The organism is Amycolatopsis sp. NPDC104863, from assembly GCF_055582965.1.
In genome coordinates, this window is record NZ_JBVJOW010000007.1 from 53,987 (window position 1) to 69,591 (window position 15,605).

Consider the following 15,605-nt stretch of genomic DNA (forward strand, 5'->3'; position numbering starts at 1 on the left):
CGACGGTGAGTCTGGTTGGCGCGACGAGGTCGCGGAGGCCGGCGTGCGGGGTGGGTTGCGCGTTTTGCGCGGATCCGGTGTGGTCGAACGCTTTGCGGGCGCCGGCGGCGAGTCTGGTCGGCGTGACGAGGTCGCAGAGGCCGGCGCGCGGACCGGGTTGCGCGCTTTGCGCGGATCCGGTGTGGTCGAAGGTGCTACGCAACGCCCACGCGCTCGACGTCTGACGCCTTGCGGGCGCCGACGGCGAGCCCGGTCAGTGCGACCAGGCCGCAGAGCCACGCGAACCAGTCGCCGAAGCGGGTGTACGGCGTGTGGCCCGGTCCGAGCGGGACGTCGGCGACGACCACCGAGAACGGCCGGTCGCCGGTGTGGGTGTCCGCGAGGACGTGGCCCTGGGCGTCGGCCAGCATCGGTGTGCCGCGGGCCGCGCTCCACGCGACCGAGAAGCCGTTCTCGACCCCGCGGATCAGCGCCGTGCGGCTGTGGGCCCAGCCGTCGGTGTCCTCGTCGGACGCCGGGATGAGCACCAGGCCGGTGCCGGCGTCGCCGTAGTCGCCGCTGGGGTCGGCGAAGTTGACGTCCATGCACACCATCAGCCCGATCCCGGCGAGGTGTGCGGTTTCGGTGCCGGACAAGATGTTCTTGGAGTCCCCGTTGTGCCACTTGTGGTATTCGACGGGCGCGCCGGTCGGCGGGACGGCGAGGGCGGCGTTGAACCGGCCCTGGGGCGCGGTGTCGTAGACGCCGGTGACGACGTCGAGGTTCTTCGCGCGGGCCACCTCGGCGAAGGCTTCGACCAGGCCCGGCCGGCTCGCCGTGTCGACGGCGAAGGCGGCTTCGGGCAGCACGACGGCCTGGACGCCGTCCGGCAGCAGGCGGATCTGGTCCACATAGGACTGGACGAGCGCGCGGCCCTCGGCGGTTGTGACGTCGACCGCCCAGTGGCTCTGCCCCGGCGCGACGAGCGCGACGCGGGTGGTCTTGCCCGTGAGCGGCGGCGTGGTCCAGACCGCGAGGGCGGCCAGCCCGGCGGCGACGAAGACCAGGCCGGCGAGCCGGGTAAGGCCGCCCACCCGCGGGGCCAGCGCGGCGGCGACCGCGGCCGGGACGAACAGGACGAGGAACTCGACGCCCCAGCCGCCGGTGACCGCCGCGATCCGCAGCACGGACGGCCGGTCGGCCTGGGTGGTCATCAGGGTGTCCATCAGCCCGGTCGGGTTGAGCAGCGAGACGACGCAGAGCCCCGCCGTCCACAACGCGGGCGCGGCCAGCGCCGCGAGAAAACCGTGGCCCCGCCGGACGAGCAGCCGGAACAGCCCGACCGCCAGCGCGAACAGCAGCGCGCTGCCGCCGAGGATCGCGACCGCGGCCGGGCGCGGGATCGACAGCGAGTGCCAGAAGTAGCTCCAGTCCCGGGAGCCGCCCGCGAGGTGGGCGACGAACGCGCAGGCCATCGCGGCCGCGCCGGGCACGCGGGGTGCGAGCAGGAGGACCGGCAGTGGCGCCAGCCACGCAAGTTCGGGCACGGGATCCATCCCGGCTCCGAAGAAGAACAACACCGCCGACGCCGCCGTCGCGACTGCCGCCCAGACCGGCTTGCCCATCGCGGCCCCCTCTCGTCCGGGTCCGACGGTCGCAGCCTGCGGGCGCCGGAACACTGGGACGAACCCCCGTTTCCGAGGTCGGGCTGGCCCTACCCTGTCCGGAATGTCGGGCTTGTCAGGGAAGCGCTTCCCGGTTCATTGAGAGTTCAGTCAGCCGTCACACGCTCGGGATCGGGCCGCGGGCACCCCGGAAGTAGCGTCGTAACCGACTTCGGGACGGGAGACCTGTATGGACTTCTCGCTGATCGTGCTGGTGGTGATCGTGGCCGCCCTGGCCTTCGACTTCACCAACGGTTTCCACGACACAGCCAACGCGATGGCCACCTCGATCGCCACGGGCGCGCTCAAGCCGAGAATCGCGGTCGCGGTCTCCGCGGTCCTGAACCTCGTCGGCGCGTTCCTTTCGATCGAGGTGGCGAAGACGATCTCCGGCGGGATCGTGGACGACACGAAGGTGACACCGGTGATCATCTTCGCCGGGCTGGTCGGGGCCATCATCTGGAACCTGGTGACCTGGCTGATCGGGCTGCCCTCGAGCTCGTCGCACGCCCTCTTCGGCGGGCTGATCGGCGCCACCTGGATCGCCTCGGGCTCCGACGCCGTCCACTTCGGGAAGGTCGTCGAGAAGGTCCTCATCCCGGCGCTCGCCTCGCCGATCGTCGCGGGCATCGTCGCGACGCTGGGCACCTTCCTCGTCTACCGGATCACCGCCCGGGCCAAGGAAGGCACCGTCGGCCGCACCTTCAAGGCCGGCCAGATCGCCTCGGCGTCGCTGGTCTCGCTCGCGCACGGCACGAACGACGCGCAGAAGACCATGGGTGTCATCACGCTGACGCTGATCGCGTCCGGCTCGCTCCCGGCCGGCTCGGGCCCGCCGATCTGGGTGATCCTGACCGCCGGCACCGCGATCGCGCTCGGCACCTACCTCGGCGGCTGGCGGATCATCCAGACGATGGGCAAGAAGCTCACGGAAATCCAGACGCCGCAGGGCTTCGCGGCCGAGACCAGTGCCGCGGCGGTCATCCTGACTTCGGCCCACCTCGGCTTCGCGCTGTCCACCACGCACGTCTGCTCGGGCGGCATCATCGGGTCGGGCCTCGGCCGCCGGCTCGCCGAGGTCCGCTGGGGCGTCGCGGGCAAGATGGTCGTGGCCTGGGCGCTGACGCTGCCGGCCGCCGCGATCGTCGGCGCGGTCGCCGCCGAGGTCTCGACGCTCGGCAGCTGGGGCACCGTCGGAATCGGCATCGCCGGCGTGGTCATCGCGGTGGGCATCTACCTCGCGTCGCGGCGGAACCCGATCAACGCCAACTCCATCACCGAGCCCGAGCCCGGCGTGCAGGCGCCGGCCAACGCCTGAGGAGCGCCGTGAACATCGATTGGGGTTCCCTCGGTCTCGTCTTCGTGGTCGCGCTCGTCGCGGTCGTGGTGCTGACGAGCCTCTTCTCCTTCGGCGTGGTGGGCCTGTCCCAGCGCGAGTCGGCCCGCGAGGCGGGCGGCTCCGGCACCGGCCCGCTGGTCGGGTCGGTCATCTGCTTCGTCGTCTGCCTGGCGATCGTCGCGTACGGGATCTACTTGATCGTCGCCTGAGCGCGTTCGCGCAGTCCTTCCGGAAGCCCGCCGAGCAACGGCTTGACCGTCGCTCGGCGGGCTTCGTTCAGGTGGCCCAGCAGGTCCAGGGCGGGAACCCAGAGGTCCTCGTCGGTGCCGGCCGCGGTGATCAGCCGGCCGAGCCGGTGGGCCGGCAGCAGGCCGACGACGTGGTCGATGCGGCTCTTGTCGTCGAGCACGAACGCGATCCGCAGCAGGCCGGGGTCGTCGATCTCCTCGAGCGCGCGGCGCACGGTCGGGTCCGGCAGGTGCCCGACGAACCGGCCGAGGGTGATCCAGTCCGCCTTGCCCGCCAGCTCGTTCGCCACCGCGAGCACGGTGTCCAGCGGGATGCGCGAGATGATCGCGCTCGCCCGCCGCGGGTCGAGGTCCGCCGCGACCTCCGCCAGGAATCGGGGGCTCAGGCGCTTCGCGACGTCGACCCCGCGGGCGACGTCGACCACCCCGGCGATCCGGGCGCACAGCAGCGGGCCGAACACCTTCTCGGCGATCTTGGCGAGCACTCCGCCGGGCAGCAGCCGAGCCGCGAGCGCCATCCGCTGCAGCACGGCGATGTTCGCGTCGAACAGCGTGTCGGTGACCTGGTCGCGGAACGCCCGCAGGTCGACGGCGTCGACCCGGGCGAGGTACTCGAGCCGCTCCGACTCGACGCCCAGGACGCGGGCCAGCTTGAGGATCTCGGCTTCGGCCTCGTAGTCGGTCACAGGCCGACCGCCTTCCGGACCGCGCCGCGCAGCAGCGCGGGGACGTACCGGAGGCCTTCCTCGCCCGCCTCGGCGAGCGCTTTCGCCTGCCGCCTGCGTGCGTCACGCAGGGCGTCGGCGAGGTCCTGCCGCTCGTGCTCTTCGAGGGCCTCGATGCCTTCGGGGAGGGGACCGCCCAACTGCTCGGCGAGTGTGCGCTCGGCCATGGTGGATCATGATGCATCATGCGGGGCATGAGCATCGAGACGTCCACGGTCCGTGTCGGCGACCTCTCCGCGTACCTGGCCCGCCCGGACGGCGGGTCGTCCGCCGGAATGCTGCTGCTGCCGATGATCACCGGCATCGGCGCGCAGGTCCGGGCCTGGGCCGGCGAGCTGGCGGAGCGCGGGATCACGACGTTGACCTGGGACGTCTTCCACGGCGCGAGCACCGACAACACCTCCCGTGAGGACCTCGGCGCGAAGCTCGGCGAGCTGCGCGACGAGGCCGCCCTGGCCGAGCAGACGGTGCTGCTCGACCACCTCCTCGGCGACCTCGGCTGCACGTCGGCCGGGGTCATGGGCTGGTGCCTCGGCGGCCGGTTCGCGCTCCTGCTCGGTGCCCGTGACCAGCGGCTTTCCGGGGTGGTGGCGTACCACCCGACGGTCCGCGACCCGGCGCCGCCGAACCACGACCTGGACACGGTCGCTTTGTCGACAGAGATCACCGCGCCCGTGCTCGTCGCCTACCCGGAGGCCGACTCGGTCGTTTCGCACGAGACGTTCGCCCGGCTGCAGACGGCGTTGCAGTCCCGGCCGCGCGGCGCGACGTTCACCCAGCACTTCCCCGGCGCCGAGCACGGCTTCAGCGACTCCTCCCGGCACGGGACGGCCGTCAACGCCGACGCCTTCGCGCTGTCCTGGCCACAGACCCTGGTGTTCCTCGACACGCTCAAGGGTTGACTTTCGGCAGTGGTCCGCGCCGGTCACGGGTTGTAGCTTCGGTGCGGTGCGAGAGGTGACGAAGCGCAGGTGGCGCGTGGTGCTGGACGTGCTCCTCGGCGCGTTCCTCGCCTTCATCATCGCCACCGACACCCTGGGCACGCAGTCCTGGTGGGAGCTGGCCGGCGGGCTCGCCGTGGTCGCCGGGTCGGTCGCGACCGCGCGGCGGTACCCGGCCGTTTCGCTCGGGATCGCGCTGGCCGGGGCGCTCGCCGTGCCGTTCCCGTACCGCGACCGCGTGCCCGTGTGGGTGGTGTTCGTGCTGGTCGCGATGAGCTACCTCGCCGCGTTGCGGATGGACCGGGCGCGGCCCGGCCTGCTGATCGGCGCGGCCGTCGTGGTGGCCGGGCTGCCGCTGGCGCTGGTCGTCGGCCCGGACGGCGTCGGCGACTGGGCCACGATGGTCGCGATGCTGGTGTTCGCCGGGCTGTCGCCGTGGCTGCTCGGCCGGTACGTCCGGCTGCGCGGCGAGCTGGCCCGCACCGGCTGGCGTCGCGCCGAGGAGATGGAGAGCCGGCAACGGCTGGTCGCCGACCAGGCGCGGCTGCGCGAGCGCGCGCGGATCGCCAGCGACATGCACGACTCGCTCGGCCACGAGCTGAGCCTGATCGCCGTCCGCGCCGCGGCGCTCGAGGTCGCGGGCGGGCTCGACGACGTCCAGCGTGACGCCGCGACGCAGCTGCGGACCAGTGCCGCCGCCGCGACCGAGCGGCTGCGCGAGATCATCGGCGTGCTGCGCGAGGACGCCGCGCCCACCGAACCCGTGCAGGGTGACCTCGGCGAGCTCATCTGGCGCGCCCGGGCGTCCGGCCTGCTCATCGAGGCAGGAGTGGACATCGGCGCGGCCCCGCCGATGGTCGCCCTCGCGGCTTACCGCGTGGTGCAGGAAGGCCTGACCAACGTCGCGAAGCACGCGCCCGGCGCCGCCGTGACCGTGCGCGTGACCAGCACCGGCGCGCGGACCGACGTCAGCGTGGTCAACGAGCCGCCGCCCGCCGGACCCCTGCCGGGCGCCGCCTCCGGGCACCGCGGGCTGATCGGCCTGCGCGAGCGCGTCCGGCTGGTCGGCGGGACGCTGCAGGCCGGGCCGCGCGAAGGCGGGTTCGCCGTCACCGCGGCCCTGCCGCACGACGCCGCGCCGGTCGAGGAGAGCGTGGAGCTGCGGGAGGCCGCCGACGACGCCGTCGGGCAGTCGACGTCGGCCCGCGCGCTGGAGCTGGCCCGGCGGGACGTGCGGCGGAGCCTGATCCTCGCGGTCGCCGTGCCGCTGGCGCTGTTCGGGCTGGTCCTCGCGATCGGCGGGATCGTGTTCCTCTACCAGTGGAACTCCTCGGAGCTGCCCGGCCCGGCCTACGACGCGATGCGGCTCGGGCAGGCGCGCGCCGACCTGGTGCCGCGGCTGCCGGAAAACCAGCGCCTCGCCCGGCCGACGCGCGGCGAGCCGGCGCTGCCGCCGGTGGCCGGGGTCGTGTGTGAGTACTACGGCGCCGGACGCACGTGGCTCAACGACGACTACGCCGCGTACCGGCTGTGTTTCGCCGACGGGAAGCTCGTGTCCAAGGACTGGTTCGCCGAGGGGGCAAAGTGATCAGGGTCGTGCTGGCCGACGACGAGGCGATGATGCGCGCGGGGGTGGCGGCGATCCTCGGCGCGGACACCGGGATCGAGGTGGTCGCCGAAGCCGCCGACGGCCGGGAGGCGGTCGAGAAGGTGCTCGGCACGCAGCCGGACGTCGTGCTGCTCGACATCCGGATGCCCGGGCTGGACGGCCTGGGCGCGGCGGCCGAGATCCGGCGGCTGCTGCCCGCGGTCGGCGTCATCATGCTGACGACGTTCGGCGAGGACGAGTACATCGAGCGGGCGCTCGGCCTCGGCGCGGGCGGGTTCCTGCTCAAGTCGGGGGACCCGCGGGAGCTGCTGGCCGGCGTCCACGCCGTCGCCGACGGAGCCGCGTTCCTCTCGCCGAAGGTGGCTCAGCGGGTGATCGCGCGGCTGTCCGGCGGACAGCTTTCGCGCGCCGCCGCGGCACGCGAGCGGATCGCCGCGCTGACCCCGCGCGAGCGGGAAGTGCTGACGCTGCTGGGTTCCGGACTGTCCAATGCGGACATCGCGGCGAAGATCTTCGTCGTCGAGGGCACGGTGAAGGCGCACGTGAGCACGATCCTGACCCGGCTCGGGGTGAAGAACCGGGTGCAGGCGGCGATCACGGCGTACGAGGCGGGGCTGGTCGGGGGAGACGCGGAGGCCGCCAGCCGCTGATCGAGGCGCCGGAGCGGGCCGCCAGCTTCGACGGGACGAGCCGCGCCAGCGTGGTGCGCAGGGCGATCGCGACGGGGTTGGTCAGCTGCGGCCCGACCCTGCCCGCGCGGACGGACGCCTGTGCGACGTGCTGGCTGCGCGGCCGCCGTTCGGCGTCGTAGCGCCGCAGGGCGCCCTCGACGGAGTCCACTGTGGACACGGCGTGCGCGAGCACCACGGCGTCTTCGAGGGCCTGGCAGCCGCCCTGGCCGAGGAAGGGCGGCATGGCGTGCGCGGCGTCGCCGAGCAGGGCGACCCGGCCCCGGACGTACGTCTTCAGCGGCGTGCCGAGGTGGTAGAGGTCGTGGTAGAGCAGGGCTTCCGGCGGGGTGGTGTCAATCAGCTCGGGGATCGGGTCGGGCCAGTCGCCGAAGTGCTCCTTCAGGTACGCCTTGAGATCGGCCGGGCGGGCGTCCGGTTCGGTGACGTAGGAGACCCACCAGTAGACGTCGTCGCCGGTCAGCGGGAGCACGCCGATCTCGGTGCCGCGGTCGAAGCTGGTGCTCAGCCCGGGTTTCCGCGCCGGCCGCGCGATGCCGCGGAACGCCGTGCTGCCGCAGTAGACCGGCTCCGGGTGGTCCGGGAACAGCGCGCGGCGGACCGGGCTGCGGATGCCGTCGGCGGCCACGACCAGGTCGGCGCGTAGCTCTCCGCCGGTGAAGCGGACCAGGCCGTCCTCGGTCACCTCGGTGACTTCGGCGCCGGTGCGGAGGCAGGCGGCGGGCAGGGCGTCGCGGAGCCCGGTGATGAGGTCGGCCCGGTGGATCCCGGTCAGCGGCCGCCCGTGGTGACGCTCGAACGCGGCGGCGTCCCAGCGCGCGAGCCACCGGCCCCGGCGGTCGCGGAGCCCGGCCTGCGTCTGGACGGCGAGGCGGTCACCGAGGTCGACGCCGAGCTCGTCCAGGCAGCGCAGGGCGTTCGGCCAGAGGGAGATCCCGGCGCCGACGTCGCCGAACTCCGGCGCCTGTTCGAGCACGGTGACCGCCCAGCCGGCCCGGTGCAGCCCGATCGCCGCGCCCAGCCCGCCGATGCCCCCGCCGACCACAACCGCGTGCATGACCCCTCCTCTACATCTGTAGAGCACTCTACACCTGTAGAGTGGCCGGGTGGAACGGGTGGACGTGATCGGCGACGCGGCGATCGAGGTGATCGCGGCGGCGGGCATGCGCGGGCTGACGCACCGGGCGGTCGACCGTGCGGCCGGACTCCCGGTCGGCTCGACGTCGTACTACGCCCGCACGCGGGCGGCGCTGCTGGAGCTGACGATCGGCCGGATCATCACGCTGGACCGCGTCGAGGCCGCACCGCCGCCGGGCGGGCTGGCCGAGTACATCGCGCAGTACGCGTTCGAAGCGATCACTTCGGGGCGGACGCGGATGCTGGCGCGGTACGAGTTCGCCCTGGAGGCGACCCGGCGTCCGGAGCTGCGGGCGGCGTACGACGAAGGCGGGTTGCTGCTGCGCCGCCGCGCCGCGGAGGTGCTGGCGCAGTACGGCTCGACGCAGCCGGAGCGCCACGCGACGCTGGTCATCGACTGGATGGACGGCACCATCTTCAGTGCGCTCGCCGGGGCGGGCGCCGCGCCGACGCGGGAGGCGCTGGTCGAGAGCGCCCGGGAGATCCTCGCCGGCATCGGGGTCTGACGGCTACCAGGGCACCACCTCGCCGTGGCGGTCCAGGAACCGCAGGCCCGGCGTGCCGACCTGCGCTTCGAGGACGTCGACGACGGCCGGGATGCTTTCCTCGGGCGTCAGGGGCGCGTCGGGCCCGCCGAGCGCGGTCCGGTTGTGGCCGGGGTCGACGAGCAGCTTGGTCCGGCCGTCACCGGCCTGGCGGGTGGCGTAGCTGCGCATCAGCTGGTTCAGCGCGGCCTTGCTGGCCTTGTAGAGGTCGTAGCCCGGCTCGGTGTTCCGCGTCAGGCTGCCCTGCTCCGACGACATGACCGCGACGGTCCCGCCGGGGACGACGAGGTCGTGCAGCGCCTCGACGACCCGCATCGGGCTGAGCGCGTTGGTGACCATCACCTCGGTGAAGACGTCCGTGGCCACCTCGCCGATGGGCTCGTTCCCCCGGTTGACCGCGGCGTTGACGAACAGCAGGTCGAGGCGGGTGCCGGTCAGGCGTTCGCGCAGCGCGGCAATCTCTTCGGGGCTGGTCATCTCCAGCGGTTCGACCCGCTGTCCCTCCGGGACGCTTTCCGGCGGCTTGCCGTCGCGTGTCGTGACGACGACCTGCCAGCCGCGGCGGTCGAGCTCGGTGGTGAGGGCGAGACCCAGCCCTCGGGATGCTCCGACGACCAGAGCTTGCATTGGTGCTCCTCGGGTTTGTCTAGACGAGACGTTTCGTCTAGACAGTAGCACGGCTCCGCGGCCTGATCACGGCCTCGGCGGCGGGTAGGGTGCCCGGCATGGCCGCCGCGAACTCCCAGCCCGCCCGCGCGCGCTCGGGGAACCGGCGCGACGAGGCCGCGCGGCTGGCCGTCCTGCACGCCGCGGACGACCTGCTCGTCGAGCACGGCTTCGGCGGGCTGACCGTCGAAGCGATCGCGCGCCGGGCCGGGGTCGCGAAGCAGACGATCTACCGCTGGTGGCCGTCGAAGGTCGAGATCCTGCTCGACACGCTCATCGAGGACAGCGAGAAGCGCCTCCCCGTGCCGGTGGAAAACCCCACGGCGGACGGCATCCGCGCCTACCTGCGTGGGTTCGCGCGGTTCCTCACCCGCGACCCCGCCGGCAAGGTCCTGCTCACGCTGATCGGCCAGGCGCAGCACGACCCCGGCACCGCCGAAAGCTTCCGCACGCGCTACCTCGGCCCGCGCCGCGAGCGGGAGCGGGCGATGCTCACGCGCGCAAGCGAAGCTGGTGAGATCTCACCCAAGCTCGGCCCGGACGCGACCCTCGACGCCCTCGTCGGCCCGATCGTCTACGGCGCCCTGACCGGGTCGAGCGTCCCCAAGGGACTGGTCGACACGCTGGTCGAAGACCTGCTCAGGCCGGCCTGAGCAGGTCTCCGAAGTCAGGCGTCCCGGCGGCGCAACACCGCGGTGCCCGCGAGCAGCGCGGCCGCCGCCCAGGCCGCGCAGATCAGCAGCCCGGCCCACGGCGCGTACGGCGCCACCGCCATCGTGATCGGGTTCGGCTGCCCGGCCTCGACCATCGCGTTCACCCCGGCGATCCCCGGGAAGTACGGCACGAGGTCCGGCAGCCCCAGCGACGCGACGATCAGCGGCAGCGGCACCAGCAGCACGATCACCGTCACCAACGTCCCGGCCGCGCTTCGCAGCGCCCACGCGACACCGGTGCACAGCAGTCCCAGCAGCGCGAAGTAGCCGCCCATGCCGGTCGCCGTCGTGAAGCCGCCCGCGAAGCTCGTCGGCAGGCCGTGGCCGTCCTTGACCGCGCTCGCCAATGCCATGCCCGCGCAGGAAAGCACCACGCCGTAAGCGAAGAGCACCGGCAGCAGGACCGCCGCCTTCGCGAGCACGACCCGCTCGCGGACCGGCGTCCACAGCAGGCTCGAGCGGATTCCGCCGCTGGCGTACTCGCTCGTCACGAACAGCGCCGCCAGCGCGATGACCGCGAACTGCGCCAGGTAGAAGCCGCCGCCGAGGGCGATCGTGTTCGCCGCCTGCGGGTCGTCGTCGAAACGCTGCGCGATCCCGGACAGCGTGCTGTACCCCAGCAGCAAGGCCGTTCCGCCGGCCAGGCACCACCAGGTCGCCCGGACCGACCAGAACTTCGTCCACTCCGCGGCGGCCGCGCCGGACAGCCCGCCGCCGCGCACTTCCGTCGTCGTCATGCCGACACCCCGTATTCCACCGAAGAAGCGGTCAGTTCCATGTAGGCCTGCTCGAGGGACGCCATGCGCTCGGCGAGGCCGTGCACACGCACACCCAGCTCGTGCGCGAGGTCGCCGACGCGGGTGACGTCGAGGCCGTCCACGAGCAGTTCGCCCGGCTCGCCGGACTGCGTCAGGCCGCCCTCGGCGCGCAGCCGGGCGTCGAGCTTCGCGCGTTCACCCTCGACCGGGACGCGCACCGAGACCGTCGTCCGCGAGTTGCCGGCGATGAACTCCGCGACCGGCGCGTCGGCCAGGAGCTTGCCCTTGCCGATCACCACGAGGTGGTCGGCGGTCAGCTGCATCTCGCTCATCAGGTGGCTGGAGACGAACACCGTGCGCCCCTCGGCGGCGAGCGACCGCATCAGCTGCCGCACCCAGCGGACGCCGTCCGGGTCGAGGCCGTTGACCGGCTCGTCGAACATCAGGACGCCGGGGTCGCCGAGCAGCGCGCCCGCGATGCCGAGGCGCTGTCCCATGCCGAGCGAGAACTGCCCGGCGCGCTTGCCCGCGACGTCCGAAAGCCCGACGGTCGCGAGCACTTCTTCGACGCGGCTCGTCGGGATCCCGTTGCTCTGCGCCATGGCCTTCAGGTGCTTCCCGGCGCTGCGGCCGGGGTGCAGCGCCTTGGCGTCGAGCAGCGCGCCGACCTCGCGCAGCGGGTGCCGCAGCTCGGCGTACCGCTTGCCGCCGACGAGCACCTCGCCCGCCTGCGGGTGGTCGAGCCCGACGGTCATCCGCATGGTGGTCGACTTGCCGGCGCCGTTGGGGCCGAGGAACCCGGTCACCTGGCCCGGCGCGACGTCGCAGGTCAGCGCGTCGACGACGGTCTTTTCGCCGTACCGCTTGGTCAATCCCCTGAGTGTGATCATGTGCCCTCCCGTTCGTTCTCCGGGAGTCTGCGGTTTCCGGGGGCAGAAGGGCATCGGACGACGGTCGCGGACCGCCCCCGACTTTCGTCAGGTGCGGCGGCGGGTGTGCCGGGTCGCCGTGGCGCCGGCGGGGTCTTCCGGCCAGGGGTGCTTCGGGTAGCGGCCGCGCAGGTCGGCGCGCACCGCGGGGTAGCCGGTGGTCCAGAAGCCCGCGAGGTCGGCGGTGATCGCGGCCGGGCGGCCGGCGGGGGAGAGCAGGTGCAGTACCACGGGGACGCCGGCGAGGGTGGGCGTCTCGGTCCAGCCGAAGGTCTCCTGCAGCTTGACGGCGAGCACGGGCTGGTCGGCGCGGTAGTCGACGCGGATGTGGGAGCCGGACGGGACTTCGAGGCGGTCCGGGGCCAGGTCGTCCAGCTTGGCCGCTTCCGGCCAGGGGAGGAGTGCCTTCAGGGCTTGGCCGGCGCTGATCGTCGCGAGGTCGGCCTTGCGGCGGGCGTTCGAGAGGTCGAGCCACCGGTCCACATCGGACAGCAGCGCGGTGTCGTCGACCGCGGGCCACGGCTCGCCGACGACGCGGTGGAGGAAGGCCATCCGCTCGCGCAGGTGGGTCGCGTCCTGCGTCCACTTCAGGAGGCCGAGGCCGTTCTCGCGGAGGCCGGTCACGAGGGCGTCGTGGACGTCGGCGTTCTGCAACGGCTTCGACGACAGCGTGATCGCGCCGAGCTTCCGGACCCGCCGGGCGACGACGTCGCCGTCCCAGGTGACTTCGTCCACTTCGGACACTTCGCCGACGCGGGTGGCGAGCCGTTCGTCGGCGGCCGCGGCCAGCCGGATGGTGCCGTGGACGCGGCCGGGGTCGCGGGTCGCTTCGGCGACGGCCAGCCATTCGGCGTCGAGTCCGCTGCCCGGCGGGAGCTCGGCCGCAGTGCCGCCGGCCATGAGGTAGACGGGTCCGCCGCCGGACCGTCGCCGGGCGAGCCGTTCGGGGTGCGCGAGCGCGACGACCAGCGCGGGATCCGGCTTTCCGCTCCCGGTCACGAGCTTCGCGAGCCGTTGTGCGTCACGCTTCCAGCGGCGCGCGGGTTCGTCGGTCGCGGACCGCAGCCGCCGCAGTTCGGCCTCGACGTCGGTCAGCGTGGCGCCCGCGTCGAGCAGCGCCACCACCTCCGCCGCGTTCCGCGCGCCCACCGCCTCCGCGCCGTCCAGCAGCGCCCGCGCCAGCCGGGGGTGCAGCCCCAGCTCCGCCATCCGCCGCCCGCGAGCGGTCACCGTTCCGTCGGACGCCGTCGCGCCCAGCGCCCGCAGCAACGCGCGTCCCGCGGCCAGCGCGCCCTCGCCCGGCGGGTCCCACCAGGCCAGGCCACTCCCGTCGGGGGTCGACCAGCACGCCAGCTCCAGCGCCAGCCGCGCCAGCTCGGCCGTCCGGATCTCCGGCTCGGGGTACGCCGGGAGCAGCGCCTGCTCGTGCTCCGCCCAGCAGCGGTACGCCCGGCCCGGCGCCTCGCGGCCCGCGCGCCCGGAGCGTTGCACGGCCACCGCCGACGACACCCGGACCGTCGCCAGCCCCGGCAGCCCGCGCCGGTGGTCGACGCGCGGCACGCGGGCCAGGCCCGAGTCCACGACCGCGCGCACACCCGGGACCGTCAGGCTCGACTCCGCCACCGCCGTCGCCAGCACGACCCGCCGCCGGGCGCGGGGCCGCAGCGCGTCGTCCTGGTGGGCGGCCGAGAGCCGTCCGTGCAGCGGGAGGACGTCCACTTCGGACAAGGACAGCATTCCGGAGGTGCGTGCGATCTCCCCGGCGCCGGGCAGGAACGCCAGGACGTCACCGTCCCCTTCGGACAGTGCCGTCCGCACCGCACGGGCCACCGAAGCCTCGACGCGCTCGCCCCGCGCGGGCGGCAGGTACGTCATGGCCACCGGGAAGGTCCGCGCTGTCGCCGTCACCACCGGCGCGTCACCCAGGAGCGTGGCCAGCCGCCCCGCCGCGACGGTCGCCGACGTCGCCAGCAGCCGCAGGTCGTCGCGCAGCCCGGCGCGGACGTCCAGGAGCAGCGCCAGCAGCAGGTCCGCGTCGAGGTGCCGCTCGTGGCACTCGTCCAGCAGCACCGTCGACACGCCCGGCAGCTCCGGGTCGCCCTGCACCCGCCGCACCAGCAGCCCGGACGTCACGACCTCGATCCGCGTGCGCGCCGACACCTTCCGGTCGCCGCGCACCGCATAACCCACCGTCTCGCCGACGGGCTCACCGAGCAGCGCCGCCATCCGCGCCGCCGCGGCCCGCGCCGCCAATCGCCGGGGCTCGGCGACCACGACCCGGCCTTCGGCGCCCGAGGCGAGCGCGAGCGGCACCAGCGTCGTCTTCCCCGTCCCGGGCGGCGCGACGAGGACCGCGGTGCCGTGGGCGTCCAGCGCCGCGAGAACGTCCGGCAGCACGGCACGGACGGGCAGGTCGGGCAGCTTCACTTCTCGGTGACCTCGGGGGGAGCGGGCAGCTGGTAACCGGACGGCCCGATGTTCTCGTTGAGCGAGCGCAGCCACTCGCCGGAGGAGATCATCTTCCGGATCGCGTCGTCGACCGCGCCCACCCCCTGCGTGTCGCCCTTGCGCAGGCCGACGCCGTAACTCTCCTTCGAGAACGGCTTCCCGACCACCTTCAGCAGCTCCGGGTCCCGAGCGACGTACCCCGCCAGGATCACCCCGTCGGTCGTCACGGCGTCGATCTGCCCGGCGAGCAGCGCGGTGACGCAGTCCGGGTAGCGCGGGTACTCGACCAGCTGCACGGCCTGCGCGAACTTGTCCTTGACCTGCTGCGCCGGCGTCGAGCCGGTGACCGAGCACAGCCGCCGCGCGTTGAGCGCCTCCGGCCCGGTGATGTCCGGGGACGTGCGCCGCACCAGCAGGTCCTGGCCGGTCGTGAAGTACGGCCCCGCGAACGCCACGACCTGCTTGCGCTTGTCCGTGATCGAGTAGGTCGCGACGACCAGGTCGACCGCGCCCGACGTGAGGTCCGTCTCGCGCGTCGCCGACGTCGTCTCGCGCCACGTGATGTCCTTCGCCGCGACACCCAGTTCCGAGGCGACGAAGGTCGCCACATCGACGTCGAACCCGACGAACCGCCCGTCGACCGTGCGCTCGGAAAGCCCCGGCGCGTCGAACCGGATGCCGATGGTCAGGTGATCCGTGGCACTGGCCCTGGTGACCAGCGAGTCGCTCGGCGAGACCTGGGCCGGACCGCACGCCGCCGCCGTGACCAGCAGCAACGCCGAGCAGAGGAGCATGCGCAGCCGCATCGCGCCCCTCCCTTCGCCGTCGCCGTGCCCTCACGTGGTTCTCAGGTCCTCCCGTTAGCCTAAGTGCGTGGTGCGACCGTCCCAACCCGTGCTGGACGCCGTCGGCACGCTCGCCCGGCTCGGGCTGGCAGCCGTCTGGCTCGTTTCCGGCGCGCTGAAACTGGCGGATCCGGGGCAGACGTTGATCGCCGTGAAGGCGTACGACGTGCTGCCGGACGCACTCGCCAACGTGGTGGCCATCGCGCTGCCGCTCGTCGAGCTCGTGCTCGGGCTGTTCCTGCTCGCCGGCCTGGGGGGAGGGGGGGGGGGGGGGGGAGGGGGGGGGGGGGGTGGGGGGGTTTCCGGTTGGGGCGGCCAGGCGTGGGGGTGCGGGGGGGGAGGCACACTGGGGGGTTTCTCTGGGAGGGAG

At 73.5% G+C, this 15,605-nt stretch carries 17 protein-coding genes; 8 read left to right on the forward strand and 9 right to left on the reverse strand.

The window, feature by feature from the left end; all coding sequences use genetic code 11:
- Nucleotides 1-194 precede the first annotated feature (194 nt).
- Nucleotides 195-1,604 (reverse strand): acyltransferase, encoded by a 1,410-nt coding sequence (locus ACZ63J_RS33800; RefSeq protein WP_465398817.1) that lies wholly within the window; start codon nt 1,602-1,604, stop codon nt 195-197.
- A gap of 229 nt (nt 1,605-1,833) precedes the next feature.
- On the opposite strand from ACZ63J_RS33800, the gene ACZ63J_RS33805 reads away from it, so the two are divergent.
- Together ACZ63J_RS33805 and ACZ63J_RS33810 are read left to right on the forward strand one after the other, a co-directional pair.
- On the forward strand, nt 1,834-2,961 hold the full coding sequence (locus ACZ63J_RS33805) for an inorganic phosphate transporter (protein WP_465398818.1): 1,128 nt from the start codon (nt 1,834-1,836) through the stop codon (nt 2,959-2,961).
- An 8-nt stretch (nt 2,962-2,969) separates the two neighbouring features.
- Nucleotides 2,970-3,191, forward strand: coding sequence for a hypothetical protein (locus ACZ63J_RS33810; RefSeq protein WP_465338545.1), 222 nt, complete (start codon nt 2,970-2,972; stop codon nt 3,189-3,191).
- On the opposite strand, the gene ACZ63J_RS33815 is transcribed toward ACZ63J_RS33810, so the two are convergent.
- Both ACZ63J_RS33815 and ACZ63J_RS33820 read right to left on the reverse strand, forming a co-directional pair.
- Nucleotides 3,173-3,916, reverse strand: a complete 744-nt coding sequence (locus tag ACZ63J_RS33815; protein ID WP_465398819.1) for a hypothetical protein — start codon at nt 3,914-3,916, stop codon at nt 3,173-3,175. The two genes, ACZ63J_RS33810 and ACZ63J_RS33815, sit on opposite strands and share 19 nt — an antisense overlap.
- The gene (locus ACZ63J_RS33820) at nt 3,913-4,122 is read right to left on the reverse strand and encodes a hypothetical protein (RefSeq protein ID WP_465311703.1); all 210 of its coding nucleotides are present in this window, start codon (nt 4,120-4,122) and stop codon (nt 3,913-3,915) included. Before ACZ63J_RS33820 ends, ACZ63J_RS33815 begins: the two co-directional genes overlap by 4 nt.
- A 27-nt stretch (nt 4,123-4,149) precedes the next feature.
- Here ACZ63J_RS33820 and ACZ63J_RS33825 point away from each other — a divergent pair, with 27 nt between their 5' ends.
- Genes ACZ63J_RS33825 through ACZ63J_RS33835 form a run of 3 tightly spaced genes read left to right on the forward strand, consistent with a single transcriptional unit; the run spans nt 4,150 to nt 7,155 of the window.
- Nucleotides 4,150-4,857, forward strand: coding sequence for a dienelactone hydrolase family protein (locus ACZ63J_RS33825; RefSeq protein ID WP_465398820.1), 708 nt, complete (start codon nt 4,150-4,152; stop codon nt 4,855-4,857).
- Between the two features lie 46 nt (nt 4,858-4,903).
- Nucleotides 4,904-6,484: a sensor histidine kinase gene (locus ACZ63J_RS33830; protein ID WP_465398821.1), complete on the forward strand. Its 1,581-nt coding sequence runs from the start codon at nt 4,904-4,906 to the stop codon at nt 6,482-6,484.
- Nucleotides 6,481-7,155, forward strand: a complete 675-nt coding sequence (locus ACZ63J_RS33835) for a response regulator transcription factor (RefSeq protein ID WP_465398822.1) — start codon at nt 6,481-6,483, stop codon at nt 7,153-7,155. Before ACZ63J_RS33830 ends, ACZ63J_RS33835 begins: the two co-directional genes overlap by 4 nt.
- On the opposite strand, the gene ACZ63J_RS33840 is transcribed toward ACZ63J_RS33835, so the two are convergent.
- The gene (locus ACZ63J_RS33840; RefSeq protein WP_465398823.1) at nt 7,100-8,251 is read right to left on the reverse strand and encodes an FAD-dependent monooxygenase; all 1,152 of its coding nucleotides are present in this window, start codon (nt 8,249-8,251) and stop codon (nt 7,100-7,102) included. The genes ACZ63J_RS33835 and ACZ63J_RS33840 overlap by 56 nt on opposite strands.
- Before the next feature lie 106 nt (nt 8,252-8,357).
- Here ACZ63J_RS33840 and ACZ63J_RS33845 point away from each other — a divergent pair, with 106 nt between their 5' ends.
- Nucleotides 8,358-8,837: a TetR/AcrR family transcriptional regulator gene (locus tag ACZ63J_RS33845; protein ID WP_465399181.1), complete on the forward strand. Its 480-nt coding sequence runs from the start codon at nt 8,358-8,360 to the stop codon at nt 8,835-8,837.
- A 3-nt stretch (nt 8,838-8,840) separates the two neighbouring features.
- On the opposite strand, the gene ACZ63J_RS33850 is transcribed toward ACZ63J_RS33845, so the two are convergent.
- Nucleotides 8,841-9,503 carry an SDR family NAD(P)-dependent oxidoreductase gene (locus ACZ63J_RS33850; RefSeq protein WP_465398824.1) on the reverse strand — a complete coding sequence of 221 codons (663 nt, stop codon included), beginning with the start codon at nt 9,501-9,503 and terminating at the stop codon, nt 8,841-8,843.
- A 98-nt stretch (nt 9,504-9,601) separates the two neighbouring features.
- On the opposite strand from ACZ63J_RS33850, the gene ACZ63J_RS33855 reads away from it, so the two are divergent.
- Complete coding sequence (locus tag ACZ63J_RS33855; protein ID WP_465398825.1) at nt 9,602-10,195, forward strand: TetR/AcrR family transcriptional regulator; 594 nt, start codon at nt 9,602-9,604, stop codon at nt 10,193-10,195.
- Between the two features lie 14 nt (nt 10,196-10,209).
- On the opposite strand, the gene ACZ63J_RS33860 is transcribed toward ACZ63J_RS33855, so the two are convergent.
- The 4 genes from ACZ63J_RS33860 to ACZ63J_RS33875 form a co-directional block, all read right to left on the reverse strand.
- The gene (locus ACZ63J_RS33860; RefSeq protein ID WP_465398826.1) at nt 10,210-10,992 is read right to left on the reverse strand and encodes an ABC transporter permease; all 783 of its coding nucleotides are present in this window, start codon (nt 10,990-10,992) and stop codon (nt 10,210-10,212) included.
- Complete coding sequence (locus ACZ63J_RS33865; protein ID WP_465398827.1) at nt 10,989-11,903, reverse strand: ATP-binding cassette domain-containing protein; 915 nt, start codon at nt 11,901-11,903, stop codon at nt 10,989-10,991. The genes ACZ63J_RS33860 and ACZ63J_RS33865 overlap by 4 nt, the downstream gene beginning before the upstream one ends.
- An 87-nt stretch (nt 11,904-11,990) precedes the next feature.
- On the reverse strand, nt 11,991-14,369 hold the full coding sequence (gene hrpB / locus ACZ63J_RS33870) for an ATP-dependent helicase HrpB (RefSeq protein ID WP_465398828.1): 2,379 nt from the start codon (nt 14,367-14,369) through the stop codon (nt 11,991-11,993).
- Nucleotides 14,366-15,196, reverse strand: coding sequence for a glutamate ABC transporter substrate-binding protein (locus tag ACZ63J_RS33875; protein WP_465398829.1), 831 nt, complete (start codon nt 15,194-15,196; stop codon nt 14,366-14,368). The genes hrpB and ACZ63J_RS33875 overlap by 4 nt, the downstream gene beginning before the upstream one ends.
- A gap of 88 nt (nt 15,197-15,284) precedes the next feature.
- Here ACZ63J_RS33875 and ACZ63J_RS33880 point away from each other — a divergent pair.
- Nucleotides 15,285-15,605, forward strand: a 321-nt coding sequence (locus ACZ63J_RS33880) for a MauE/DoxX family redox-associated membrane protein (protein ID WP_465439733.1), incomplete at its 3' end; no start/stop codon positions are given.